22 protein-coding genes, 1 other RNA gene and 1 riboswitch are annotated in these 24908 nt (G+C 76.0%); of the genes, 11 read left to right on the forward strand and 12 right to left on the reverse strand.

All coding sequences use genetic code 11. From position 1 onward, the window contains the following. Window positions 1–14: 14 nt before the first annotated feature. The 3 genes from ACIQOW_RS01705 to ACIQOW_RS01715 all read right to left on the reverse strand — a co-directional run bounded on the left by ACIQOW_RS01705 (window position 15) and on the right by ACIQOW_RS01715 (window position 2919). Window positions 15–719, reverse strand: coding sequence for an SCO2322 family protein (locus ACIQOW_RS01705; RefSeq protein ID WP_401078517.1), 705 nt, complete (start codon window positions 717–719; stop codon window positions 15–17). Beyond that, window positions 719–1960, reverse strand: coding sequence for a prenyltransferase/squalene oxidase repeat-containing protein (locus ACIQOW_RS01710; protein ID WP_401078520.1), 1242 nt, complete (start codon window positions 1958–1960; stop codon window positions 719–721). Before ACIQOW_RS01710 ends, ACIQOW_RS01705 begins: the two co-directional genes overlap by 1 nt. A gap of 105 nt (window positions 1961–2065) precedes the next feature. Beyond that, a riboswitch (cobalamin riboswitch) is annotated at window positions 2066–2149 on the reverse strand. A gap of 149 nt (window positions 2150–2298) precedes the next feature. Next, on the reverse strand, window positions 2299–2919 hold the full coding sequence (locus ACIQOW_RS01715; protein WP_401078523.1) for a TetR family transcriptional regulator: 621 nt from the start codon (window positions 2917–2919) through the stop codon (window positions 2299–2301). A 233-nt stretch (window positions 2920–3152) separates the two neighbouring features. On the opposite strand from ACIQOW_RS01715, the gene ACIQOW_RS01720 reads away from it, so the two are divergent. The 3 genes from ACIQOW_RS01720 to ACIQOW_RS01730 all read left to right on the forward strand — a co-directional run bounded on the left by ACIQOW_RS01720 (window position 3153) and on the right by ACIQOW_RS01730 (window position 6388). Next, window positions 3153–4463 (forward strand): glycosyltransferase family 4 protein, encoded by a 1311-nt coding sequence (locus ACIQOW_RS01720; RefSeq protein ID WP_401078526.1) that lies wholly within the window; start codon window positions 3153–3155, stop codon window positions 4461–4463. A 123-nt stretch (window positions 4464–4586) separates the two neighbouring features. Next, window positions 4587–5330 carry a class I SAM-dependent methyltransferase gene (locus ACIQOW_RS01725; protein WP_401078529.1) on the forward strand — a complete coding sequence of 248 codons (744 nt, stop codon included), beginning with the start codon at window positions 4587–4589 and terminating at the stop codon, window positions 5328–5330. After that, window positions 5327–6388: a prenyltransferase gene (locus ACIQOW_RS01730; protein WP_401078533.1), complete on the forward strand. Its 1062-nt coding sequence runs from the start codon at window positions 5327–5329 to the stop codon at window positions 6386–6388. Before ACIQOW_RS01725 ends, ACIQOW_RS01730 begins: the two co-directional genes overlap by 4 nt. Before the next feature lie 126 nt (window positions 6389–6514). Here the strand turns inward: ACIQOW_RS01730 and ACIQOW_RS01735 are convergent, their stop codons facing one another. From ACIQOW_RS01735 to ACIQOW_RS01750, 4 genes are all read right to left on the reverse strand, one after another. Then, window positions 6515–7435: a hypothetical protein gene (locus ACIQOW_RS01735; RefSeq protein WP_401078536.1), complete on the reverse strand. Its 921-nt coding sequence runs from the start codon at window positions 7433–7435 to the stop codon at window positions 6515–6517. A 188-nt stretch (window positions 7436–7623) separates the two neighbouring features. Continuing rightward, a complete protein-coding gene (locus ACIQOW_RS01740; RefSeq protein ID WP_401078539.1) occupies window positions 7624–8661 on the reverse strand; it encodes an N-acetylmuramoyl-L-alanine amidase in 1038 nt (345 codons plus the stop codon). 7 nt (window positions 8662–8668) lie between these two features. After that, a complete protein-coding gene (locus tag ACIQOW_RS01745) occupies window positions 8669–9760 on the reverse strand; it encodes a hypothetical protein (RefSeq protein WP_401078542.1) in 1092 nt (363 codons plus the stop codon). Between the two features lie 185 nt (window positions 9761–9945). Continuing rightward, entirely contained in the window at window positions 9946–10599 is a 654-nt protein-coding gene (locus ACIQOW_RS01750) for a class I SAM-dependent methyltransferase (protein WP_401078545.1), read from the reverse strand. Between the two features lie 280 nt (window positions 10600–10879). On the opposite strand from ACIQOW_RS01750, the gene ACIQOW_RS01755 reads away from it, so the two are divergent. Beyond that, window positions 10880–11965 (forward strand): alcohol dehydrogenase catalytic domain-containing protein, encoded by a 1086-nt coding sequence (locus ACIQOW_RS01755; RefSeq protein ID WP_401078548.1) that lies wholly within the window; start codon window positions 10880–10882, stop codon window positions 11963–11965. Between the two features lie 130 nt (window positions 11966–12095). Here the strand turns inward: ACIQOW_RS01755 and ACIQOW_RS01760 are convergent, their stop codons facing one another. The 3 genes from ACIQOW_RS01760 to ACIQOW_RS01770 all read right to left on the reverse strand — a co-directional run bounded on the left by ACIQOW_RS01760 (window position 12096) and on the right by ACIQOW_RS01770 (window position 16158). Beyond that, window positions 12096–12269, reverse strand: a complete 174-nt coding sequence (locus tag ACIQOW_RS01760; RefSeq protein WP_401078551.1) for a hypothetical protein — start codon at window positions 12267–12269, stop codon at window positions 12096–12098. Window positions 12270–12640: 371 nt separating this feature from the next. Continuing rightward, window positions 12641–14632, reverse strand: coding sequence for an alpha/beta fold hydrolase (locus ACIQOW_RS01765; protein WP_401078553.1), 1992 nt, complete (start codon window positions 14630–14632; stop codon window positions 12641–12643). After that, window positions 14629–16158, reverse strand: a complete 1530-nt coding sequence (locus tag ACIQOW_RS01770; RefSeq protein ID WP_401078557.1) for a hypothetical protein — start codon at window positions 16156–16158, stop codon at window positions 14629–14631. The genes ACIQOW_RS01765 and ACIQOW_RS01770 overlap by 4 nt, the downstream gene beginning before the upstream one ends. A gap of 752 nt (window positions 16159–16910) precedes the next feature. On the opposite strand from ACIQOW_RS01770, the gene ACIQOW_RS01775 reads away from it, so the two are divergent. The 3 genes from ACIQOW_RS01775 to ACIQOW_RS01785 are packed head-to-tail and all read left to right on the forward strand — an operon-like array spanning window position 16911 to window position 19658. Further along, entirely contained in the window at window positions 16911–17747 is an 837-nt protein-coding gene (locus ACIQOW_RS01775; protein ID WP_401078560.1) for a Nif3-like dinuclear metal center hexameric protein, read from the forward strand. A gap of 23 nt (window positions 17748–17770) precedes the next feature. Continuing rightward, window positions 17771–18514, forward strand: a complete 744-nt coding sequence (locus ACIQOW_RS01780) for a zinc ribbon domain-containing protein (RefSeq protein ID WP_401078563.1) — start codon at window positions 17771–17773, stop codon at window positions 18512–18514. Window positions 18515–18518: 4 nt separating this feature from the next. After that, on the forward strand, window positions 18519–19658 hold the full coding sequence (locus tag ACIQOW_RS01785) for a bifunctional RNase H/acid phosphatase (protein ID WP_401078566.1): 1140 nt from the start codon (window positions 18519–18521) through the stop codon (window positions 19656–19658). A 53-nt stretch (window positions 19659–19711) separates the two neighbouring features. On the opposite strand, the gene yaaA is transcribed toward ACIQOW_RS01785, so the two are convergent. Together yaaA and ACIQOW_RS01795 are read right to left on the reverse strand one after the other, a co-directional pair. Beyond that, entirely contained in the window at window positions 19712–20497 is a 786-nt protein-coding gene (yaaA, locus tag ACIQOW_RS01790) for a peroxide stress protein YaaA (RefSeq protein WP_401078569.1), read from the reverse strand. A 42-nt stretch (window positions 20498–20539) separates the two neighbouring features. Beyond that, a complete protein-coding gene (locus tag ACIQOW_RS01795) occupies window positions 20540–20989 on the reverse strand; it encodes a DUF3995 domain-containing protein (RefSeq protein ID WP_401078572.1) in 450 nt (149 codons plus the stop codon). Window positions 20990–21111: 122 nt separating this feature from the next. Between ACIQOW_RS01795 and ACIQOW_RS01800 the strand changes: the two genes are divergently transcribed. The 4 genes from ACIQOW_RS01800 to rnpB all read left to right on the forward strand — a co-directional run bounded on the left by ACIQOW_RS01800 (window position 21112) and on the right by rnpB (window position 24803). Further along, on the forward strand, window positions 21112–21261 hold the full coding sequence (locus ACIQOW_RS01800; protein ID WP_401078575.1) for a hypothetical protein: 150 nt from the start codon (window positions 21112–21114) through the stop codon (window positions 21259–21261). Between the two features lie 43 nt (window positions 21262–21304). Then, a complete protein-coding gene (locus ACIQOW_RS01805) occupies window positions 21305–22756 on the forward strand; it encodes an RNB domain-containing ribonuclease (RefSeq protein ID WP_401078578.1) in 1452 nt (483 codons plus the stop codon). Between the two features lie 193 nt (window positions 22757–22949). Further along, window positions 22950–24392, forward strand: a complete 1443-nt coding sequence (locus tag ACIQOW_RS01810) for a DHA2 family efflux MFS transporter permease subunit (protein WP_401079765.1) — start codon at window positions 22950–22952, stop codon at window positions 24390–24392. A gap of 13 nt (window positions 24393–24405) precedes the next feature. Beyond that, window positions 24406–24803, forward strand: an RNA gene (gene rnpB / locus ACIQOW_RS01815) — RNase P RNA component class A. Window positions 24804–24908: the final 105 nt, after the last annotated feature.

Here is a 24908-nt window from a genome sequence, read left to right on the forward strand (position 1 = left end):
CAACGGGGCGGGGGCTAGGAGTGACGGCGGCGGCGCGCCTGCCAGACCGCGCCGCCGGCGAGGACGGCGACCAGCGCGCCACCGGCGATCAGGCCGACGTCCGGGCCGCTGCCGCCGTGGTCGGTGGACCCGGCGTCGGTCCCGGCCGCGCCGGCCGCGCCGATCTGGTCCCCGCAGCCCGCCTTCGGGTACCCGGCGATGGCGCACAGCAGCCCGTTGGTGTCGTAGCGCAGCGGCGGGGCGACGGCGGCCAGCACCTCGGCCGAGGTGGCGCGGGGCGTGACGGCGGCGCAGGCGGTCCGCTGCCCGGGCTCGGGGGCGGCGGACGAACCGGCGTCCTCGGCGGTCCCGAAGTCCAGCACGACGGCCACCCGCTTGTGCCCGTCCTGCGCGGGCGTGTCCGCGCAGATCTCCGCGAAGCTCCCGGCCGTGCGCGGCTTGGCGGCGTCCTGCCCGCCGTCCGGGCTCAGCGCGAACCGCCAGCCGTCCACCGAGCCGTCCGGCGGCACCGCGACGGCGGGGCCCTGCTGCTGGTACGTCCAGGCTCCGCCCTCGGCGCCGCGCCAGAACGACCAGTAGCGGTACCCGGCGGCCTGCGCGGGGGCGGCGGAGGCGAGCACCAGCACCGCCCCGAGGAGGGGCGGGAGCAGCCGGGCGACGGTCCGCCCGGGCCTGCCGGGCCGGGTGCCGCCCGGGGCCGGATGGGGTGCGGGCCGCATCAGAGGTGCGGGTTGCGCTTGCGCTGGAGGCTCAGCAGGAGGCCGCCGCCGACGCCGACGAGGAGCCCGACGCCGATCAGCCAGTACTGGCCGATGCCCCCGTCCTTCTTCTTCGCCGGGGTGGCCGTCGCCGAGGCGGCGGCTCCGGCGGCCTTGGGGGCCGGGCCGAGGGCGGTGAGTTCGCCGGTCAGGGCGGCGGTGTCGCGGTGGGCGGCCTGGGAGACCAGCAGGAGGGTGGCGGTGGCGCCGGCGTCGGTTCCGCCCTTGGTCCAGCCGGCGCCCTCCTTGGCGAGCCAGTCGACGGCGCCGGCCGCCTGCTGGGGGTGGCCGCTCTGGACGAGGGAGAGGGCGGCCCAGGCGGTGGCGGTGTAGTCGGGGGTGGGGGCGGCGCCCGGGGTGGTGAGGCTGAGGTGGTCGCCGTTCGCCGCGAGCTGGGCGGTGAGGTAGGCGCCGACGGCCTCGCCGGAGTCCGCGTGCGCAACCGGGGCCCCGGCGGCCGTGGCGTCGGAGGCGCAGGTGAGGGCCTTGGGGGCGGCGTCGGAGCGCACCGAGCCGGAGACCGGCAGGTGGCCGCCGCCGGCGGCGAGCGCGGCCTGGCCGCTGGCCAGGGCGTTCGGGGCGGGGGCGCCGCCGACCCCGTCGGGCTGGTAGGCGAAGGCGCCGCGCTGGTCGGCGGGGGCCGCGCAGCCGAGCTGGAACAGGGCGAGCCCGTCGAAGGCGGACCTGCCGGCCTTGGCGACGCCGGCCGGGTCGGTCTTCGCGGCGAACAGCGCGTTGACGGCGAGCCCGGTGGAGTTGGCGTCGCCGGGGTTGCCCGGGTTGTAGGCCCAGCTGCCGTCGGCGTTCTGGTTGGCCTTGAGCCAGGCGACGCCCTTGTCGACGGCGTCCTGGTGGCCGCCGAGGGCGATCAGGGCCTGGACGGCGACGGCGGTGGCGTTGCTGTCCTCGAACTTGGTGTCGCAGGCCGCGCCGGCGGCCCGGTAGGAGGGCCAGCCGCCGTCCTCGCACTGCTGTCCGGTGAGCCAGCCGACCGCCGAGTCGGCCGGGGTGACCTTGGCCGCCGTCAGGGCGGTGAGCGCCAGCGACTGCCGCCAGACGCCGTCGTACGTCGGGTCGCTCTTGCCGTACAGGCCGTCCGGGACGGTGGGGGCGGGGACGTCGGCGAGGGCCGGTCCTGCGGCGAGGCCGGTGAGCAGCGCGGCGGACAGGGCGGCGGCGCCCAGACGGGCGGCGGTCAGCATGGTGCGGGTGTGCCTTTCGGTGAGCGGTGGTGGCCCGGGCGGGCCGTTCCGTAGACCTCGACGGTGCCGGGCGCGTGCGCCTGGTCCGGCCGCTCGCCCCTCCCCGGGTGCTCCGACTCGTCCGGGCGGCCGGGGCACGGCGCCGGACTCACGGCTGCGGGTCAGCGCCGGATTCGCACCGGCTTTCCCCGGGAGAGGAACGGGATGGAGTTGTCCTGCCCGTCGACTGTAGCCGCCGGAGCGCACCGGCGGCCCGGGCCGTGGCAGGAACACGTTCCAGTCGGGAAGGACTCACGGCGGGATCCGGGAAGGGCTCAGGGAAGGGCTCAGGGAAGGGCTCAGGGCAGGGTGAGCAGCCGGGCCGCGGTGTGCAGGTCGGCCCGTACCTCGGCGATCGAGGCGCGCCCGGAGAGCCAGGCGACCAGTGCCGAGTGCCAGGTGTGCTCGATCACCCGGACGGCCGCGCGCTGGCTCTCGGTGGGGGGCCCGGACTGGCCGATGGCGTCCAGGATGAGCTGTCCGGTGGCCGCGCTGACCCGGTCCACCTCGGCCCCGACCGAGCGGTCCGCGAAGGACAGTGCCCGGACCATCGCCTCGGCCAGCAGCGGTTCGCGTTGCAGCGCGTGGAAGGCCCGGGTGAGGGTGTCGGCGACCCGGGGCGCCGCTTCGGCGTCGGTCGGCGGGTGCCGCCGGATGTGCTCGTGGAGGCCCTGCAACTGCTCCAGCATCACCGCCACCAGCAGGTGCACCTTGGACGGGAAGTACCGGTAGAGCGTGCCGAGGGCGACCTGCGCGCCCTCCGCGACCTCCCGCATCTGCACCGCCTCGTACCCGCCCCGCACCGCCAGCGCGGTGGCGGCCCGCAGGATGCGCCGGCGCCGCTCGGCCTGGCGTGCGGTCAGCGGCGGCTCGCCCGGGGGCGGGACCGGCGGCAGGGGCGAAGGAGAGGGCGGCGACAAGGGTGCTCCCGGGCGGGCGAGAGTGGCGGCGTGCTCCACATGGTCGGCAGGATTCGGCGTGGCGGGAATCACCAGCCCTGGCTCCTGAGGGAAAGCTACGGGCCGGTATCTTCGAGGTCTCTCATTGTTCACGTGGTCGATGACGAGTTCCGCAGCCACTGAAACCTGATCTACTTTAGCGACCGGAAGACACGACCGGCAGCACCGATAGCAGCTAGAGAAGAGGGCCCAGGATGACCGCGCAGCCGCTGCGGATTGCCCTGTTGTCGTACCGCGGGGACCCCTTCTGCGGCGGTCAGGGCGTGTACGTACGGCACCTCTCGCGCGAGCTGGCCGGGCTCGGCCACCACGTGGACGTGATCGGCGCCCAGCCCTACCCGGTGCTGGACGAGGTCGAGGGCCCCGGCTCGGTGCGGCTGGTCGAGCTGCCCAGCCTGGACCTCTACCGCGCCGACGACCCCTTCCGCACCCCCGCCCGCGACGAGTTCCGCGGCCCGGTGGACGTGCTGGAGTTCGCCACCATGCGCACCGGCGGCTTCCCCGAGCCGCTCACCTTCTCGCTGCGCGCCCGTCGCTACCTGGCCGCCCACAAAGGCCGCTACGACGTGGTGCACGACAACCAGACCCTCGGCTACGGCCTGCTGGGCCTGGCCAGGCACGGCTTCCCGCTGGTCACCACGATCCACCACCCGATCACCGTGGACCGGCAGCTGGAGCTGGACGCCGCCACCACCCGGGTCAAGCGGCTCTCGCTGCGCCGCTGGTACGCCTTCACCCGGATGCAGCGCCGGGTCGCCGCAAGGCTGGACCGGGTGATCACCGTCTCCGGCACCTCGCAGCGCGAGATCGCCGGGCACCTGGGCGTCGCGCCGGGCGCGATCTCGGTGGTGCCGATCGGCGCCGACACCCGGCTCTGGTCGCCCTCGGCGGAGGTCGCGCGGGTGCCCGGCCGGATCGTCACCACCTCCAGCGCGGATGTCCCGCTGAAGGGCCTGGTCTTCCTGGTCGAGGCGCTCGCCAAGGTCCGCACCGAACGGGACGCGCACCTGGTGGTGGTCGGCAAGCCGCAGAAGGAGGACGGGCCGGTGGCCGAGGCGGTGCGCCGCTTCGGGCTGGCGGAGCACATCGAGTTCCGCAGCGGGCTGACCGACCGGGAGCTGGTCGACCTCTACCGCTCGGCCGAGGCGGCCTGCGTCCCCTCGCTGTACGAGGGCTTCTCGCTGCCCGCCGCCGAGGCGATGGCCACCGGCACCCCGCTGGTCGCCACCACCGGCGGGGCGATCCCCGAGGTGGCCGGTCCCGACGGGGAGTCCTGCCTGGCGGTGCCGCCGGGGGACGCGGACGCGCTGGCCGCCGCGCTCGGCCGGCTGCTGGACGACCCTGAGCTGCGGGCCGGCCTGGGCGCCGCCGGACGGGAGCGGGTGCTGGCCCGGTTCACCTGGGAGCGGGCCGCCGAGCTGACCGCCGAGGCCTACCGCGCGGCGATCGCCACCGGCGCCGGCGCCCGGGCCCGCTCGGGGCCCGGCTGGCGGTACGTGGCCTAGCCGCCCGGGACGGCGGGCCGAGTCTCCCCGGCGAGGCGGGGTGAGACGAGGCCCGTCGTGGCGGACAGAAAGCGTGACGAAGCGTCAAGGACGCTTGGTAGCAATAGGAATGGGAGTCCAGCAGTGCTGACCGTCGATTTCTCGCGCTTCCCGCTCGCCCCCGGCGACCGGGTGCTCGACCTGGGCTGCGGCGGGGGCCGGCACGCGTTCGAGTGCTACCGCCGCGGTGCCAACGTGATCGCCCTCGACCAGAACACCGAGGAGATCGCCGAGGTCAGGAAGTGGTTCGCGGCGATGGAGCAGGCCGGTGAGGCCCCCGGGGGCGCGTCGGCGGTCGCGATCGAGGGCAACGCGCTGGCGCTCCCGTTCGAGGACGACCACTTCGACAAGATCATCATCTCCGAGGTGATGGAGCACATCCCGGACGACAAGGGCGTGCTCGACGAGATGTTCCGGGTCCTCAAGCCGGGCGGCCTGCTCGCCGTCACCGTGCCGCGCTGGCTCCCGGAGAAGATCTGCTGGGCGCTGTCCGACGAGTACCACGCGAACGAGGGCGGCCACATCCGGATCTACCGGGGCGACGAGCTGCTCGACAAGCTCAGGGACGCGGGCCTGGAGCCGTACGGCACCCACCACGCGCACGCGCTGCACTCGCCGTACTGGTGGATCAAGTGCGCGGTCGGCGTCGGCAACGACAAGGCGCTGCCGGTCAAGGCCTACCACCAGCTGCTGGTCTGGGACATCGTCGGCACCCCGGTGATCAGCACCCTCACCAAGGCCGCCGAGCGGGCGCTCAACCCGGTGATCGGCAAGAGCTTCGTCGCGTACGCCTCCAAGCCCAACCGCGCGCCGGGCGGGGCGGCATGACCGCCGCCGTCCCCGAGGCGCTGCTGCTCGACGGGGTGCTCGACGCCGAGCAGGCCGCCGACACCGTGCGCAGCATCCTGGCCGAGCAGCGCCCCGACGGCGCCATACCGTGGTTCGCCGGCCACCACCTCGACCCGTGGGACCACACCGAGGCCGCGATGGCCCTGGACACGGCCGGCCAGCACGCCGCCGCCGAGGCCGCCTACCGCTGGCTCGCCGCCGCCCAGAACCCGGACGGCTCCTGGTACGCCGCCTACACCGACGGCGTGGTCACCGACCGGGCCAAGGAGAGCAACTTCTGCGCGTACGTCGCGGTCGGGGTCTGGCACCACCACCTCAGCACCGGCGACGACACCTTCCTGGACTGGATCTGGCCGACGGTCCGGCGCGCCCTGGACTTCATCGTCGGGCTGCGGCTGCCCGGCGGCCCGATCGCCTGGCGGGTCGACGAGGACGGCACCGCCACCGACGAGGCGCTGCTCACCGGTTCGTCCAGCATCCTGCACGCGCTGCGCTGCGGCCTGGCCGTCGCCGACTACCTGGAGGAGCCGCAGCCCGACTGGGAGCTCGCGGCCGGACGGCTGGGGCACGCCGTCTCCCGCCACCCGGAGCGGTTCCTGGACAAGGGCCGCTACTCGATGGACTGGTACTACCCGGTGCTCGGCACCGGCCTGCGCGGCGACGCGGCGGTGGCCAGGATCGAGCGGGACTGGGAGCGCTTCGTCGTGCCCGGCCTCGGCGTGCGCTGCGTCAGCGACCGCCCGTGGGTGACCGGCGGGGAGAGCGCCGAGCTGGCGCTCGCGCTCTGGGCGATCGGCCAGTCCGACCGCGCGGTGGACATCCTGCGCTGGTTCCAGAAGCACCTGCGGCACGAGGACGGCTCGTACTGGACCGGGTACGTCTTCGAGGACGACGCGATCTGGCCCGAGGAGCGCACCACCTGGACGGCCGGGGCGCTGCTGCTCGCGGTGGCCGCGCTCGGCGGCGACCCGGCGACCGTCGCGGTCTTCGGCGGGGAGCAACTGCCCGCCGGGCTGGTGGTCCAGGACTGCTGCTGAGCGCGGACGCCGCGAAGGGCCGCGGACGCTGCGAAGCGGCACGGCCACGGCGAGTGGCCGCGGACACGGCGAAGGGGCGGGACCGGAGAACCGGTCCCGCCCCTTCCGCGTGTGCGCCCGGGGGCGTCAGCCGCGCTGGATGCCCGTGGTGTCGGCCAGCACGCCCTGGCTGCCGTCCGGCAGCTGCGCGACCAGCGCGGCACCGCGCTGCTCGACGGCCAGGTACCAGGTGCCGGGAACGACCTCGCCGACCGGGGCGCCGGCCGGGTTGTCCTTCGGGGCCAGCTGGCGCGGGGCCGGGACGGCGAACCAGAAGGGCTGGAAGTCCGCCGCCGGGGCCGCCTGCTGCTGCGCGACCGGGGCCGCCGGCTGCGGGGCCGGGGTGCCGGCGTCCTGCGGCTGGGCGGGCGGGACCGGCTGGCCGGGCTGCGTCTGACCGGCCGGGTAGCCGTAGCCGGCCTGGGCGGCCTGGGCGCCGAACGCCGGGTCGTGGCCCTGGGCCGGGTAGCCGTACTGGCCGGGCGCACCCGGGTGGCCGGGCTGGCCCGGGTAGCCGTACTGGCCGGGCTGGCCGGGGACGGCGGCCGGGCGGTCGGTGACCAGCGGGGCCTTCAGCGCGGGCACCACGGGTGCGGCCGCGGCCGCACCGGCGAGCGCGAGCAGCGCGATGAAGCCGAGCCAGGCGCCGAAGCCGTGGCTGACGACGGAGCTGGAGGTGCCGCCGCCGAGCGCCCAGACCGACGTCCACAGCGCCGAGACGGAGAAGCCGATGCCCCACTGGTCCAGGCGCAGGCCGAGCACCTGGCGGTTGGCCGCGGCCGCACCCTGGAAGCGCTGCACCAGGATCAGCACCGCGGCGGCGATGCCGAGGAGGTAGATCGAGGGCAGGATGGGGAACAAGTCCGTGCTCCACGCGTTCTGCGACGAGGGGCAGTACCGGCTGCCACCGCAGTCCACGGTCCAGTAGGGCAGGAAGGAGGCGATGAAGAGCAGGACGGCCGCGCCTGCGACGGCGGCGTCTCCCCTGGTGAGAGCGCGCAGATTCACTAACGTTCCCCTCGTTGACGTGTCGTGGACGGTGGTTCGCGCGGTCGGGTCGACCGGCCGAAACTCCCGAACGGATCAGAAGCCTAGGCCCAACCCTCCTGCCGGTGCACGGCGGGACCGGGAATGGGGCGAAGTCGTTGCAAACCGTGCGGTCCGGGCGGACCGTCGCCCCCCGGGGGGCACGCGGTTCAACTCCCGTGTCGCTCTTCGGTCTTCTCTTGGGTCGTCAGGAACGCGGTCAGTGCGTCGGCGATCCCCTGGGCCGCCTGCTGGCGCCACTGAGGGTCCGTCATCCGCTTCGCGTCCGTCGAGTTGCGCATGTTACCGCACTCGATGAACACCTTGGGGACGGTGGAGAGGTTGAGCCCGCCCAGGTCGGAGCGGGTGTCCAGGCCCTCCTCGGCGGTGTAGTCCGCGTACGGTTCGCCGGTCGCGGCGTGGAACCGGTCACGCAGCAGGAGGCCGAGCCGGCGCGAGGGGGCGACGATCGCCGCGTTGTCCGCCTTCCCCGCCACCACCCTGGCGGGCATGATCACGTGGAACCCGCGGCCGGCGGCCGGGCCGCCGTCCCCGTGCACCGAGAGCGCGACGTCGGCGTGCGCGTCGGCGCCCGCGCGGGCGCGTTCGTCGATGCACGGGCCCCAGGGGCGGTCGCCGTCCTGGACCAGCACCACCTTCGCGCCCCTGGCGGTCAGGATGGCGCGGGCCCGCCGGGAGACGTCCAGGGTGTACTCGGCCTCGGTGTAGCCGGCGTTGGTCTCCGTCCCGGTGGTGTCGCACTCCTTGCGGGTGTTGCCGATGTCCACCTGGCGGTTGATCTCGGCGGTGTGGGCGGAGTTGCCGGGGTTGTGGCCGGGGTCGAGCAGGACCGTGCGGCCGGTCAGGTCCGTCGCCGCGGTGGGCGTGGCCGGGGGCGGGGTCGTGGCGGGTGCCTCGGCCGGGGCGCTGCCGGTGGGCGGCGGTGCGACCGGAGGGGTGAGCGGTGTGTCGGTGGCGGTGTCGGCGGTGCCGGGATCGGCCGGGGGCGGTGCGGCCGGAGGCGTCGTGGCCGAGGCGGCGGACGCTGCCGCCGTGGCCGGGGCCGCCGTGCTGCCGGCCGGGCCGGCGTGGTCGAGGGCCCGCCAGCCGAACCAGCCCGCCGTACAGAGCGGAACGGCCACCGCCGCCGCCGTGGCGGTGCGCAGCAGGGCGGAACGACGGGGCGGTCGAGGGGCGGAACCGGTCACGGGTCGGTCAGATCCTGTCCTGGGTGCGCGGAGTCAGACCGTAGTTCTTCGCGATCGGGTTCCACTTGTTCATGAAGTCCGTCTTCGCCTGGGTGGCCTGCGGGTTGAGCTCGTCCGCGCGCTTCTTGTCCTGGTTGGCCGGGGCCCTGCCGGTGCAGCCCTGGGCGGCGACGGCGCGCGCCCAGCTCGCGTACGCCTTGTCGATGTCGGAGGACAGCTGCCAGGCGGACTTCAGCGAGTTCACCGCGTCCGCGCCGCCCGGCACGTCCGTGACGCTCAGCTGGGAGAGCTTGGTCAGCAGGGCGGCCCGCTGGCTCGCGCCGCTGTCGAAGACCTGGGCGGCGCTCTCGATGTCGGCCTTCGGCGGGCAGCTGGTCACCTTGGCGACGGCGCTGCCGATCGGGGCCTTGGCGCTCTCGCCCTCGCTGAGCAGGCCGTCCAGCGCCTGGGCCTGCGCCTGGGCGCCGGGGCCGGGGCCGGTCGCGGTCGGGGACGGCGTCCCGGTGGGCGCGCCGGACGCGCTCGCGGAGGCGCTCGCCGCGGCGTCCGTCCCGGTGGGCGCGGGGGTGGGCGGCAGGTTGTCCGAGCCGGTCGGCGGGGCGGTGACGGGCGGGGGCGCGGCCTGCTCGCCCTTGTCGCCGCCGCCCCGGGCGGCGAACAGCAGACCGCCGCCGATCGCCAGCACCAGGAGCAGGGCGAAGCCGATCAGCAGCGGGGTCCTGCGGTCGGCCGGCCGGTCCTCGTCGTCCCCGGGGCCGGTCGGGTAGTCGGGCCGGGCGCCGTACGGGGGCGGCGGTGGCGGGGCGACGGGCGGTTGCAGGTGGTAGTCGTGGCCGGCGGTCTCGTACGGCGGGGCCGGGGTCCGCGGGTCCGCGTGGGAGGGGAACGGCGCGGCCGCGGGCGGTGCGGCCGGGGGCGGCGGGGTGGGGCCGGGGAACAGCCGGGCGGTCGGCGGGTCGTAGCCGGGTGAGCCGGGCCGCGGCGCTCCGGGGGCGGGCTGCGGGTCGGCCGGGCGCTGCGGGCCGCGCACCCAGCCGCCGGCCCCGCCGCGCGCGGTGGGGTCCCAGACCGCCGGAGCGCTGTTCTGCTGGTCCGTCATGTCGCTGCTGGCCCCCACCGTCCGCCGATGCCCTGCCTGGTGCTGCGCGGCCACCGTACCGTTCGAACCCCCGACCGACAGCCCCGGCACGACGTTAGAGCATCGGTGCGGGGCCGTGGGGCTGCTCGGCGGATCGACCGGTCCGGAGGTCCGGCGGCCGGTGGGGACGGACGGGTGAGGGAGCGTCAGCGGGCGGCGCGGCGCAGGACGCGCAGCGAGCCCGTCACCGAGACCTCCTCGAAGCCCTCGGCGAGCGCCCGCAGGTACACCCGGTACGGGGCCTGGCCGCCGTCCGCCGGGTCGGGGAAGACGTCGTGCACCACCAGCAGGCCCTCCGGCGCCAGGTGCGGCACCCAGCCCTCGTAGTCGCCGGTCGCGTGCTCGTCGGTGTGCCCGCCGTCGATGAACACCAGGCCCAGCGGGCGGCCCCACAGCGCGGCGATCCTCGGCGAGCGGCCGACCAGTGCCACCACGTGCTCCTCCAGCCCGGCGGCGTGCAGGGCGCGGCGGAAGCGGGGCAGGGTGTCCATCAGGCCGACCTCGGGGTCGACCAGGGTCGGGTCGTGGTACTCCCAGCCGGGCTGCTGCTCCTCCGAGCCGCGGTGGTGGTCGACGGTCAGCGCGACCGTCCCGGCCTCCCGGGCCGCCGCCGCGAGCAGGATCGCCGAGCGGCCGCAGTAGGTGCCGATCTCCAGCACCGGCTGCCCGGTGCTCCGGGCCGCCGCCACCGCCGCCGCGTACAGCGCGAGGCCCTCGTCCGCCGGCATGAACCCGGTGGCCGCCTCGAACGCCGCCAGCACCTCGGGCGCCGGTTCGGCGCTCAGCAGCAGGTCGGACATGAGGTGCTCCTCGGGGTCGGGCGTGGGCGGACGTGCACGGACCCTACTCGACGGTAGCGGGGGAGCCGTGGCCGGGCCGGTCGGGGCCGGGGCGTCCGCGGTGGTGCCGACCCGTGGAGGTGTCGGCCCGACCGGATCGCGGAGCGGCCCGGCGGCGGACGGACGGCGGGTTCCCACAGCTCCGCGGGCCGGTTCTCTGTGGAACGCGTTCTAGTCCGGCCGCTCCGCCCGTGCCAGAATCGGCGCGACCGTCGATCCGAGGCACCCCGGGAGCAGCACCATGCGCGCAGCCGTCCTGCACGAGACCGGCCAGGAGACCCTCGACGTCCGCGACGACGTGACGGCCGTCGGATTCGGTCCCGGCACCGTACGGGTGCGGATGCGCGCCGCCAGCCTCTGCCACTCGGACCTCTCCGCGATGAGCGGCGTGCTGCCGCAGCCCGCGCCGTTCGTCCCCGGGCACGAGGGCGCCGGGGACGTGGTGGAGGTCGGCGAGGGCGTCACCGGCCTCGCCGTCGGCGAGCGCGTGGTGCTCTGCTGGATGGCCCCGTGCGGCCACTGCGACCACTGCCTGCGGGACCGCGGCCACCTGTGCGTCGCCAGCCTGCGCGGCCTCGGCGCCCCGGGCTTCCTGATCGCCGAGGGCGGGCTGAGCGCCTCCGGCTTCTACGGCACCGGGGCCTTCGCGGAGGAGGTCGTGGTCGCCGCGAACGCCGTCATCAAGGTGCCGGCCGACCTCCCGTACGAGGCCGCCGCGCTGATCGGCTGCGGGGTGACCACGGGCGTCGGCGCCGCGGTGCACACCGCCCGGGTCGAGCCCGGCGCCTCCGTCGCGGTGATCGGGGCGGGCGGGGTCGGCGTGGCCACCGTGCAGGGCGCCCGGGTCTGCGGCGCCGGCCGGATCACCGTCGTCGACCCGGTGGCCTCGCGTCGCGAGCGCGCCCTGACCTTCGGCGCCACCGAGGCGATCGCGCCCGAGGAGCTGAAGGCGGCGGCCAGGAAGCTGCCCGGCGGCGGCTTCGACCACGTCTTCGAGGCGGTCGGCCGCGCGGCCACCGTCCGGGCCGGCTACGAGGCCGCCCGACGCGGCGGCGCGGTGGTGGTCATCGGCGCGGGCGCGCAGGACGACCTCGCGCAGTTCACCATGGGCGAGCTGTTCTTCAACGAGAAGCGCCTGCTGCCCTCGCTCTACGGCGGGGCCACGGTGGCGCGCACCATCGGGCTGGTCGTGGACCTCTGGCGGGCCGGGCGGATCGACCTCGACGGCATGGTCACCCACCGGGTGGGGCTCGCTGAGGTCAACGAGGCGATCGCGCAGATGCGCAGCGGCGAGGCGCTGCGGACGGTCGTGACGATGGACGCGTGACGCCGGGTCCGTTGCGGCGGGCTCGTCCCGACGGGCTTGTGCCGACGGGCTTGTGCCGAGGGCCCGCCGGGGGAGTCCGTGCTCTCCCGGCGGGCCCTCGTGCGGGTGCCGCTGTGTCCTGCCGGTGGGGTCAGCCCCAGGCCCCGGCCGCGCGGTGGCGGCCGTGCGGGTCGGTCTCCGGGCTGTCTTCGGCGGCGGAGCGGCCGCGGTGGCGGCCGTGCGACGCGAAGTCCGCGGCCGTCTTCTCGTCGGCGTCGGTCCCGGCAACCGCGGGTCCGGTGGTGTCGGTGAGGGTGTCGGACATTGAGAATCGTCTTCCGTGCGGAGGGTGCAGGTCATCGGCGCCCGGCCGGCGCCGGTGGCGCACGGTCGGGTCCCCGATCGGGCGCTCCGTACGCGCCCGTAGCCGGTGATCGCGGCCCGTGCCCCGGCCACCATAACGGCCGGGACTGACGAGATCCTATCGACATCATGACGCGCGTCCGGTGCTGCTCCGGGGGTGCGGAAGCGGGCCGGCACCACGACCCGGGGCGGGGGCGGATTGGTCCGGACCAATCCGGGCAACCGGAGCCCACCTGCGGAGAGTTCACCCGGATCGCCCAGCGTGGTGCGGGGCCGGTGTCGGGGCGCGCCCCGGGCAGTTGCCCCGGGGCCTCGGTGGGCCGGTCCTGCGGATCAGCCAGGACGGCCGGTCCGCAGGAACGTGCCCAGCAGCTCGTGCAGCACGGCGGCGCCTTCCTCGGCGAGCACCTCGTGCCCGGAGCCGGCCGCCTCGACGTACCGGAAGTCCTCGCCCTCGACCCGGCCGATCCGCAGCAACTCGTGCCGCAGCGAACGGGACTGGCTCACCGGCACGACCTCGTCGCGGTTGCCGTGCACCACCAGCAGCGGCGCGCTCAGCCGGTGCGCCAGTTGCAGCACGTCGCGCGGTCCGCGGGCGTCGGCGATCGGCTCGCCGCCGCCCAGCCGGGTGGTCAACGCCCGTACGGGGGGCGCCGCTTCGGCCAGAAGCCGGCCGCCGGACAGGAACGGCGCGACCACCGCGCAGCGGGAGACCTGCCCGGCCGGGGCGTGCGCCGCCGCCAGCAGGGCCAGGAACGCGCCGTAGCTGACCCCGAACAGGGCGGGCGGCTCCAGGCCGAGCGCGGCGCGCTGGCCCGCGATGCCGTCCAGCAGGTAGAGGACGTCGTCCAGGTCGGGCCCGCCCCAGGAACCCCGGATGGCCAGCGCGTGCGTCACGCCGTAGCCGGTGGAGCCGCGCTGGTTCGGCGCGACCACCGCCAGGCCCTCGGCGGCCATCCGTTGCAGCGCCGGGTCGAACTCCAGCCGCCAGGCGTCCGCCGGCCCACCGTGCAGCGCCAGCACCAGGTGCGGGCTGCTCAGCCAGGCGTCCCCGCCGTACACCACGGCTTCCAACGGGCCTGCCGGGCCCGCGAGTTCGAGGCTCTGCGCCGGGTGCCAGCGGCCGCCGTCGCCGGGCGGGGTGCTGCCGTCCAGCCGCCAGCCGGCCGGCGCGGTCCGCACCGGGCGCACCCCGCCGGGCTGCCACGGCAGGACGGTGTCCCGCCACGGACCGGGCAACCCGGAGGCCAGCGGGGCGAGTTGCAGGGGCAGCGGCATCGGCCCCGAGGCGGCCGGCAGCGGGCCGTGCGCCAGCAGCGCGTCCACGTCCAGGGTGGCCAGCGCCGTCGGATGGTCCGGTGAGGAGTACGGCAGCCGCAGCCCCGCCTCGCCCCAGTGCCCGACGGAGCCGAGCCGCCCGGGCGGGATCGGCAGCGGGTCCAGCCGCCCGGCCGAGGGTCGCCACAGCGCGAGCGCCGAACCCGCGCCGTGGTCGATCTGCACCGCGACCCGGGGGCCGTCCGCCGCCACCCGCAGCGCGACCGGCCGCAGGAACATGCCCGCGACGTGCAGGCACTCGGGGAACCGCACCGGCTCCCCGGCACCGAGGACGCCCCAGCCGAGCCGGTCGGTGCCGGGCGCGTCGCTGCGCACCATCGCGAACCGGCTGTCCGGGTCGAACAGCACCAGCCGGTCGTTGCTGTGCGGGCCGATCTCCAGCAGCGGGGTGGCGCCGCCGCTGCGCAGGTCGAGCACCACGCTGCGGACCATGCCCGCGTTCACCCGGTCCAGCGCGAGCAGCGAGCCCGTACGGTCCAGCCAGGTGCCGCCGCCGTGCAGCCCCGGGATCTCGGCGACCCGTTCGGGCTCGCTCCCGTCCGTCCGCAGCAGCCAGGCGGTGGTCGCCGGGCGGGTGTCGCTGCCGAGAGCGAGCGCCACCGGCGTGCGCGGGCCGGCCCCGGCCGGCCGCGGGAGCGGCAGCACCCGCAGCCCGGTCATCCGCAGTGAGCCCGACTGCTCTTCCACGGTGGTGTTCCCGCCGGCCGAGAGGCGGACCAGGTCGTGCCGTTCGCCGTCGTGCCGGCAGACCAGCACCGAGCCGTCGGGCAGCGCGACCAGCTGCGAGCGCAGGCTCTCCGAGCGGTTGCCGGACAGCGGCAGCGCGGTGGGGGTGGCCGGTCCGCCGTCGGGCGGCAGCCGCCAGCTCTCCGCGTACCAGCCGCTGTCGGCGGAGGAGGCCAGGCAGGCCGCGTGGCTGCCGTCGGCGGCGAACGTGAAGCTCAGCCGGCGCAGGGCCTGGGTCATGGTCCGGATGGCCACGTTCATGCTCCGCTCACCCCTGTGGTGCTGGACGGGCTGGTGATGCCGGCCGGGCCCGTGGTGCCGGCCGGGAGTCGGTGTGCGGGCGGCGCGGCACCCGGGGGCGTCCGGGCGGTGACCCGGTCCGTCGGGGCCGCACCCTGACCGGGCGGGGCGTGCCGGGGCGGCGGGACGGCGGCGGACCGTACGGCACCCGCGCCCGGGCCGTCCTCGCGCAGCGCCGCCCGTACCCGGGCCACCCCCCACCGCTGCCCCGGCTCCTCGGCCCGCAGCCCGAGGATCACCGGCGCCAGCCGTCGCGCGGTCCCGCCGGTGCGCGCCGCGAGGGCGAGCCAGCGGCCGAGCCGTTCGGCGACCGGGCGGGCCCGCGGGAGGTCCTCCGGCAGCAGCGGCTCGTACCCGGTGGCCAGCAGGAAGAGCAGCCCGCCGAGGGCGTACAGGTCGACGGCCGGGTCGGCGACGCGGCGGTGCGCGGGGGCGAGCCGGCCGGGTCCGTGCTCGGGGGCGCGGTAGCCGGGGGAGCCGGCCGGGCCCGCGAGCCGTCCGGTCTCGGCGGCGAGTCCGAGGTCGACCAGCCGCAGCGTGCCGTCCGGGCGGACCACCACGTTGCCGGGGGAGAGGCCGCGCAGCACCAGCCCCTGGGCGTGCACCCGCTCGACCAGGTCCAGCAGACCGTGCACCACCGTCCTGGCCTCGGCCCAGTCGACGTCGGGGCTGCTGTCGCGCCGCAGCCTGGCGGCCACCCAGTCGCCCAGCGGCTGTCCGGCGATTCGTTCCTGCACCAGGAGGACGGAGCCGTCCCCCTCGATCAGTTCGAGGGCGCGCGGCACCAGCCCCCGTCCCTCCAGCCGGACGAGCAGCGCGGCCTCGCGGCGCAGTGCGTCGCGGGCGTCGGGGCCGGCCCGGTGCTCCTCTCCCTCTCCGCGCGCGCGGGCCTGCTTGACCACGACCTCGGCGCCGCTCGACACCTCCCGCCCGAGGAACACCCCGCCCCGCGCGCCCTGCCGGACGGCGGTGGTCACCGTGTACCGGCCGGCCGCCCGGACCCCGTCTCCGCCCCCGCCCCGGCCGGAAGCCGCCCGCGGGGCACCCGCCCCCGGGCCGTCGAACGGGTCCGGCCGCCACCCCGGCGCCCGGTGCGCCTCCTCGGTCCGCTCCCCGGCAGGTCCGCGCGGCGCCGAGCGGCACCCCCCGTCGTCGCCCGGCTCCGCCGCCGGCGCGAACGCCCCGTACCGGTAGTGCACCAGGCTCCCCGGCCGGTACGGCCGGGCGGAGCGCAGCACCGGCCCCGGCAGCCCGGCGGTGGCCCGGTCCAGCTCGGCCGCCAGCCGCCGGAACTGCGCGTCGTCGGCAGGGTAGACGGTGATGAACGTGCCCGCCGGGCCGCGGTCGCGGTCACGGTCGCGGTCGCGGGAGTCGAGTCCGTCCGGCCGTTCCCGCGCGGCGGCGAAGGTGAAGCCGCACGGGTCCGCGGCGAGCACCCGGACCACCGCCGAGAGCACCGCCTCGCCCGCCACCGCGGCCGCACTCACCTGGAGCTTCCACCCCCGCTCCGGCAGCGGTACGGCCGTGGGCGGCCTGGCCGTGCACCAGGAACCACCGACGGTGACGTCCCAGTCGCCGCGGCCTCCCCGCCCTCCGGCGCCGGCCAGTACCGCCCGCGTCGCCTCCGGCCACGGACCCGCCGCACCGGCTCCGCACCCCGGCGATCCCCCGTCCCCGGCCGTACGCGGCGATCTGCCCGCCTCCATTCGCCACCCCATCCCTTCGCCCCGGCCGCCGCCACCGGGTGCCCACTGCTCGCGGCGCCCGGGGCAACTCCCGTTCGCAGGACTGAAGTTAGTTTCGAGAAAACCGGCAGCTCAACGCAGAGCCGGTCACTTCACTCTTAAGGGTGATCCAGCGACGGTTTCGAATTCGTACGAGCCCACTGATGTGAGCAGTGGGACCCCGGCGCACCGGCGTGCACGGCCCGCGCGGGGCCGTCCGCGTGCCCTCCGCCGCAGGCCGGCTCAGGTCCGGCCACGGGTTGACGCGCATCCGTACGCCCTCGGCACCCCCGTCCGAACGTCGCCGGCGCCCCGGTCCGGCCCACCGGTGGCCCACTGGCGATCCGGCCGCGAGGAAGGGAGACGAGCAAGGGGGAGGGGCAGCGGGCGCGGAGCAGGAGGCGGGCAGGCCACGGACGGATCGGACGCCGCCCGGCCGGGGCGCACCCCGCGGCCCGGCCCGGCCCCGAACGGCCGAGGCCCGACCGCCCCCGCGCGCACGGTAGTCTCGACAGGTGCCGAAACTGTCCGACGTCATCACCGCGCTCGAAGAGGTCTACCCGCCGCAGTGGGCGGAGTCCTGGGACGCCGTCGGCCTGGTCTGCGGAGACCCTCAGGCCGAGGTCGACCGCGTGCTGTTCGCCGTCGACCCCGTCCAGGCGGTCGTCGACGAGGCCGTGGAGTGGGGCGCCGACCTCGTGGTCACCCACCACCCCCTCTACCTGCGCGGCACCACCAGCGTCGCCGCCACCACCTTCAAGGGCCGGGTGGTGCACTCGCTGATCGGCAACGGCATCGCCCTGCACGTCGCCCACACCAACGCCGACCACGCCGACCCGGGCGTCTCGGACGCGCTCGCCGAAGCGGTCGGCCTGCGGGTGACCGGTCCGCTGGTGCCGGACCCGACCGACCCGCTCGGCCGCCGCGGCACCGGCCGGATCGGCCTGCTGGAGCCCCCGCTGACCCTCTCCGCCTTCGCCGCCCGGGTCGCCGGGGGCCTGCCCGCCACCGCCGCCGGCGTCCGAGTCTCCGGCGACCCGAACCGGCTGGTCAGCCGGGTCGCGGTGTGCGGCGGCTCGGGCGACAGCCTCTTCGCCGAGGTCAGGGCGGCCGGCGTGGACGCCTACCTGACCGCCGACCTGCGTCACCACCCGGCCTCCGAGGCCACCGAGGCGGCGCCCGTCGCGCTGATCGACGCCGCCCACTGGGCCACCGAGTGGCCCTGGCTCACCCTGGCCGAGCGGGCCCTGCTGGCCGCCGCGGACAAGCGCGGCTGGGCCGTGGAGACCAAGGTCTCCCACCGGGTCACCGACCCGTGGACCGCGCACGCCCCCATGTCCTTCACCGCCTGACCCGATTCACAGGAGCTCTCCGCTTGAACGCCGCGCCCGCCGACCAGATCCGCCTGCTCGACCTCCAGGCCATCGACTCGAAGCTCGACCAGCTGGCCCACCGGCGCCGGAGCCTGCCCGAGCACGCCGAGATCGAGAAGGCCACCGCCGACCACACCGCGCTCAAGGACCTCGTCGTCGCCGCCGAGGCCCAGAAGGGCGACACCGCCCGCGAGCTGACCAAGGCCGAGCAGGACGTCGAGCAGGTCCGGGCCCGTGCCGCCCGCAACCAGCAGCGCCTCGACTCCGGCGCGATCACCTCGCCGAAGGACCTGGAGAACCTCCAGCACGAGATCGGCTCGCTCGCCAAGCGCCAGGGCGACCTGGAGGACGTCGTGCTGGGGATCATGGAGCGCCAGGAGAGCGCCGTCACCCGGGTCGAGGAGCTGTCCGCCCGCCTGGAGCACTCCACCATCGTCCTCACCGAGGCCGAGGGCCGCCGCGACGCCTCCTTCGCCGAGATCGACGCGGAGGCCGACAAGGTCAAGCGCGACCGCGAGGCCGTCTCCGCCGTGATCCCGGCCGACCTGATCAAGGTCTACACCAAGCTGCGCGAGACCCAGGGCGGCGTCGGCGCGGCCCGCCTCTACCAGCGCCGCTGCGAGGGCTGCCGCACCGAGTTCTCGATCACCGAGCTGAACGCCATCAAGGCCGAGCCGGCCGACAAGGTCGTCCGCTGCGAGAACTGCTCGCGGATCCTGGTCCGCACCGCCGAATCGGGCGTCTGAGCCGGTGGCGGCCCGCTTCATCGTCGAGGCTGACGGCGGGTCCCGGGGCAACCCGGGGCCGGCCGGCTACGGCGCGGTGGTCCGTGACGGGGACACCGGGCAGATCGTCGCCGAGGCCGCCGAGTTCATCGGCCACGCCACCAACAACGTGGCCGAGTACAAGGGTCTGATCGCCGGGCTCAGGGCGGCCCGCGAGCTGGACCCGGACGCCTCCGTCGACGTCCGGATGGACTCCAAGCTGGTCGTCGAGCAGATGTCGGGGCGCTGGAAGATCAAGCACCCCGACATGCGGCCGCTCGCCGCCGAGGCGCGCACCGTCTTCCCGCGCGCCCAGGTGGCGTACACCTGGATCCCGCGCGAGCGGAACAAGGACGCCGACCGGCTGGCCAACGAGGCGATGGACGCGGGCAAGGCGGGGCGCCAGTGGGAGCCCAGGCCGAAGGCCCCGGCCGGCACCGCCGACGAGCCGCCACCGGAGACCGCCGCCCCCAAGGCCGGCTGGGCCGCCCCCGCCGACCTCGGCACGCCCACCACCTTCGTCCTGCTGCGCCACGGCGAGACTCCGCTCACCCCGGAGAAGCGTTTCTCCGGCAGCGGCGGCAGCGACCCGGAGCTCTCCGACAAGGGCCGCTGGCAGGCCGAGCGGGCCGCCGAGGCGCTGGCCGCGCGCGGCAGCGTCCAGGCGGTCGTCGCTTCCCCGATGCGCCGCACCCGGCAGACCGCCGAGACCGTCGCCGCCCGGCTCGGCCTGGAGGTCCGGTACGAGGACGGGCTGCGCGAGGTCGACTTCGGCGACTGGGAGGGCCTGACCTTCGCCGAGGTGCGGGAGCGGTACCCGGACGACCTGACCGCCTGGCTCGGCTCCGCCAAGGCCAAGCCGACCGGCGGCGGTGAGAGCTTCACCACGCTCACCCACCGGGCGGGTGTCGCCCGCGACAAGATCCTGGCCAGGTACGCGGGGAGGACCGTGCTGGTGGTCTCGCACGTCAGCCCGATCAAGACCCTGGTCCGGCTGGCGCTCGGCGCCCCGCCGGACTCGATGTACCGGATGGAGCTGTCCGCCGCCTCGATCTGCGCCGTCCAGTACTACGCGGACGGCAACGCCTCGCTGCGGCTGCTCAACGACACCTCGCACCTGCGCTGAGCCCGGTACGCCGGGCCCGGCGCACCAGGCCCGGCCGCCCGGCTCAGTGCACCTCAGTGCACCTCGGTGACCACCACGTCCAGCTGCCACGGCTTGCGCGCCGTGCCCTCCGCCGCCGTCTCCACCCGGTGGCCCAGCTCCAGCAGGGCGTCCCGCAGCTCGCCGGGGGTCTTCGGCTCGGCCCCGGCGACCAGCAGGTCCCGGACGATCCGTCCCTTGGTCGCCTTGTTGAAGTGGCTGACCACGGTGCGCCTGCCGTCCCGCTCCTGGAGCACCCGGACGGTCGCGGTCCTGGAGACCACCTCTCCGGCCGGCTTCCAGGCCGCCGCGTACGCGGAGCTGCGCAGGTCCAGCACCAGCCCGTCCGCGACCTCGGGGAGCACGGGGGCCATCGCGCTCCGCCAGTACGCCCCGAGCGCCCCCAGCTCCGGGAGCCTGACGCCCATCGAGCAGCGGTAGGACGGGATCCGGTCGGAGATCCGCACGGCGCCCCAGAGGCCGGAGAACACCAGCAGCGAGCGCTCGGCCCGGTCGTACGCGGCGGCGTCCAGGGTGGCCAGGCCGAGGTTGTCGAACAGCACCCCGGTGTACACCTCGCCCGCGGGACGGGCACCGGCCGTCGGCAGCCCGGCGTTCTTGGCGATCTCGCCGCGCAGGCCGGGGGAGAGCCCGAGCACGTCGGCGGCGGTGTCCTCGTCGCCCCGGCACAGGCCCACCAGCGCGTCCAGCACCGCGCCGCGCGCCGCCGTCAGCCCGGGCAGCGACAGCCGGTCCAGTGCCACCGGCCCGCCGTCCCCGGACCCGGCCTTGCCCTCCGAGGGCGGCAACAGCACCAGCACAGCGGACTCCTCGACGATCTGTGGCGGACGAACCCAGCCACCCTACTGCGCCCGCCGCACGGCCCCCGCCCGCGCGACCGCCGCGGCCCCCGCCCCCAGCGCGACGCACAGCGGCGAGTAGTACCGGGCGTTCAGCCGCCGGAACCGCTCCGAGCGCTCGTCCACCCGCCCGAACAGCACCGGACCGGCCACCCCGCGCGCCAGCAGCACCCCCGCCACCGTCCGCACCCCGGCCCGCCGCAGCCGCCGCGGCCCGACCGCCGGCAGCACCCCGGCCTCCGACCCCACCAGGTACGCCCCGGCCCCGAGCGCCCCCGCCACCGCCAGACACGCGGCCGCCGGGGGCACGCCGTCGCCCTGTCCGACCACGCTGTCCGCGAACTCCTCCGCGGAGCCGAACGGCCACGGCGTCACCGCCCACACCGCGTGCAGCACCCCGGTCGCCGCCAGCGCCGCGGCCACCACGCCCCCGGTCGCCCTCGTCGCACCCATCGCCCGAACCCCCTTCGCAGCCGGTCAGTCGATCCCACCGTACGAGTGCTTACACCGCCGCCGGCCCGCCGGTCCGCAACCACCCCCTGGTCGACCGCAACAAGCGCACCGCGTTCGAGGCGATGCTGCTGTTCCTCGACTACAACGGCGAGCCGTACACCGACCCGCACCCGGACGAGGCCGTGGCGTTCGTGCTCCGCCTCGCGACCGGCGGCTACGACGACGCGATCGCCCTGGCGGCGAAGGACCTGAAGTCGCTGTCGGGACGCTGAGCCTCCGTCCGGAACCACCCGGTCCCGCTCTACCCTGGCGGGCATGCCTCGCCGAAAACTGCGCGTCAAGGCCGTCGACTCCGCCCGGATCAACACCGAGCTGACCGAGCTCCGCACCCGCCTGGAGATCCACACCGAGTGGCCGCGGGCCGTGCTCGCCGAGGCGGAGGAGGCGGCCGAGCGGCCCCGGCTGCCCGAGTACGACGCCACCGACCTGCCGCTGTTCACCGTCGACCCGCCCGGCTCGCGCGACCTCGACCAGGCCATGCACCTCACCCACCGCCCAGGCGGCGGCTACCGGGTGCACTACGCGATCGCCGACGTCGCCGCCTTCGTCCGCCCCGGCGGCGCGATCGACACCGAGGCCCGCCGCCGGGTCGAGACCCTCTACTTCCCGGACCACCGCGTCCCGCTGCATCCCACCCGGCTCTCCGAGGACGCCGCCAGCCTGCTGCCCGGCGAGCCCCGCCCCGCCCTGCTCTGGCAGCTCGACCTGGACGCCGACGGCGCCGTCGTCCTCGCCGACCTGCGCCGCGCCGTGGTCCGCTCGCACCGCCGCCTGGACTACGCCGCCGTCGAGCGCGCGGTCGGACTCGGCGGCGCCGACGAGCAGCTCGCCCTGCTCGCCACCGTCGGCGGGCTGCGCGAGGAGCAGGAGCGCGCCCGGGGCGGGATCAACCTGCCGGTGCCCGAGCAGGAGGTCGAGGAGACCTCGCACGGCTACGTCCTCGGCTACCGCGCCCCCGGTCCCGCCGACGGCTGGAACGCCCAGATCTCCCTGCTCACCGGCATGGCCGCGGCCGAGCTGATGCTGGACGCCGGCGTAGGCCTGCTGCGCACCCTGCCCGCCGCGCCCGCCGCCGGGTACGAGCGGCTGCGCCGGATCGCCGCCGCGCTGGACGTGGACTGGCCGCAGTCGGTGCCGTACCCCGAGCTGATCCGCTCCCTGGACCCGGACGCCCCGCTCGACGCCGCCTTCCTGACCGCCTGCACGGGCCTGCTGCGCGGCGCCGGCTACCACGCCTTCGACGAGTCCCGCGGCCTGCCCGTGCCCGCCGAGCCCGACCACGCCGCGCTCGCCGCCCCGTACGCGCACTGCACCGCGCCGCTGCGCCGGCTCGGCGACCGCTTCGCCCAGGAGGTGTGCGCGGCGGTGGCCGCGGGGGAGGACGTGCCGGACTGGGCGCGCGAGGCGCTGCCGGCCGTCCCGGCGCTGATGGCGGGCGGGGACCGCCGCGCCGGCGAGGTCGAACGGGCCTGCGTGGACCTGGTGGAGGCGGAGCTGCTGGCGGGCCGGGAGGGCGAGGCCTTCGCCGCGGTGGTCGTCGACGTGGACGAGAGGCGGCCGGGCTCCGGCACCGTCCAGCTGCGCGACCCGGCCGTCCGGGCCCGCTGTGACGGAGCCGGGGCCGGGCTGCCGCTCGGCCGGGTGATCGACGTCCGGCTGACGACGGCCGACCCGGCCACCGGGACCGTCCGCTTCACGGCGGTGTAGCCGCCCGCCACCACTGTCCGGGCCCGCCACCACTGCCCGGGCCCGCCGCCGCTGTCCGGACACGCCACCCGGACGCGCCGCCCACCCGCCCCGGACCGTCCCGCGGTGGGAGGATCGGTCCGTGCCCGCCCCCCAGCCCCGCGCCGCCGCTCCCGCGCCCGCCCCCGGGTCCGAGCCCGGGGCCCGCCGCCGTCTGCTCGTCCTGGCGGTCTGCTGCCTGAGCCTGTTCATCGTCGGCCTCGACAACACCGTGGTGAACATCGCCCTGCCGGTGATCCAGCGGGACCTCGGCGCCCCGGCGTCCGGGCTCCAGTGGATCATCGACGCCTACACCCTGGTGCTGGCCTCGCTGCTGATGCTGTTCGGCTCGGTGGCCGACCGCTTCGGCCGCCGCCGGGTGTTCCAGACCGGCCTGGTCTGCTTCGCGCTCGGTTCCCTGCTGTGCAGTCAGGCGCCGAGCCTGGGCTGGCTGGTGGCGTTCCGGGCGCTCCAGGCGGTGGGCGGCTCGATGCTCAACCCGGTGGCGATGTCGATCATCACCAACACCTTCACGGACCCGAGGGAACGGGCCAGGGCGATCGGCGTCTGGGGCGGCGTGGTCGGCATCTCGATGGCGCTCGGCCCACTGCTCGGCGGCTTCCTGGTGGACGGTGCCGGCTGGCCGTCGATCTTCCTGGTCAACGTCCCGGTGGCGCTCGCCGCCATCGCGCTGACCGCCCGCTACGTCCCGGAGTCCCGCGCGCCCCGGCCGCGCCGGCTGGACCCGGTGGGGCAGCTGCTGATGATCGTGCTGCTCGGCTGCGGCACCGCCGCGATCATCGAGGGCCCGGGCCACGGCTGGACCTCCCCGCTGATCCTGGCCCTGGCCGGGACCGCGGTGGCCGCGCTGATCGCGTTCCCGCTCTGGGAACGGCGGGTGGCCGAGCCGCTGGTGGACCCGCGGTTCTTCGCGAGCGCGCCGTTCGCCGGGGCCACCGTCACCGCGGTCTGCGCCTTCGCCGCACTCGGCGGCTTCCTCTTCCTCAACACCCTCTACCTCCAGGACGTCCGGCACTACGGCCCGGTCGAGGCCGGCCTGTGGACGCTGCCGATGGCCGGGATGATGCTGGTCTGCGCGCCGCTGTCCGGGCGGATCGTCGGCAGCCGGGGCCCGCGCCTGCCGCTGGTCGCGGCCGGGCTCGGCCTCGCCGCGAGCGGGCTGCTGCTCACCAGGCTCGCCGCCGACTCCCCGCCGGCCCTGCTGCTGGTCGCGTACGCGCTGTTCGGCTTCGGCTTCGGCATGGTGAACGCGCCGATCACCAACGCCGCGGTCGCCGGCATGCCGCGCGCCCAGGCGGGGGTGGCGGCCGCGGTCGCCTCGACCAGCCGTCAGGTCGGCCAGTCGCTGGGCGTGGCGGTGATCGGCACGGTCGTCACCTCGGCGGTGGCCGGCCCGGTCGCGACCGGCTTCGCCCCGGCCAGCCACGCCGGCTGGTGGATCCTGGTCGGTCTCGGCGGCGCCGTCCTCGCCCTGGGCCTGGTCACCACCACCGCCTGGGCGAGCGCCACGGCCGCCCGGGTGGCCGCCCGGCTCGGCGCCGAGCCGCCCGCCGTCCGGTCCCGGGTTCGGGAGGCGCCGCCCGAGCGGCTACCATGACCACTACGGCGGAAGAGTCGGCCGGGCGGTCGCGACGGGTCCCAGACCCGCCGAGGAACGTCCGGGCTCCACAGAGCATGGTGGTGGGTAACGCCCACCCGGGGTGACCCGCGGGACAGTGCCACAGAAAACAGACCGCCCACCGCTTCTCGCGGTGGGTAAGGGTGAAACGGTGGTGTAAGAGACCACCAGCGACCGGGGTGACCCGGACGGCTAGGTAAACCCCACCTGGAGCAAGGTCAAGATCGGTGCCCTCGGGCACCGTGCGCGGACGTTCGAAGGCTGCTCGCCCGAGTCCGCGGGTGGACCGCACGAGGCTGTCGGCAACGGCAGCCCTAGATGGATGGCCGCCTCCCCGGGCCGCGCAAGCAACCCGGGAGACAGAACCCGGCGTACAGGCCGACTCTTCCGCCGCCTGGCTTGAGTGAGGCCCCTGATCTGCAACTTCGCAGATCAGGGGCCTTTTCATGTCTCGAAGATCTGTAATCGCTTGCCGACTCTTCGCGCCTACTGCAA

Origin of the sequence: Kitasatospora sp. NPDC091335, from assembly GCF_044757205.1 — a bacterium.
Taxonomy (GTDB): domain Bacteria; phylum Actinomycetota; class Actinomycetes; order Streptomycetales; family Streptomycetaceae; genus Kitasatospora.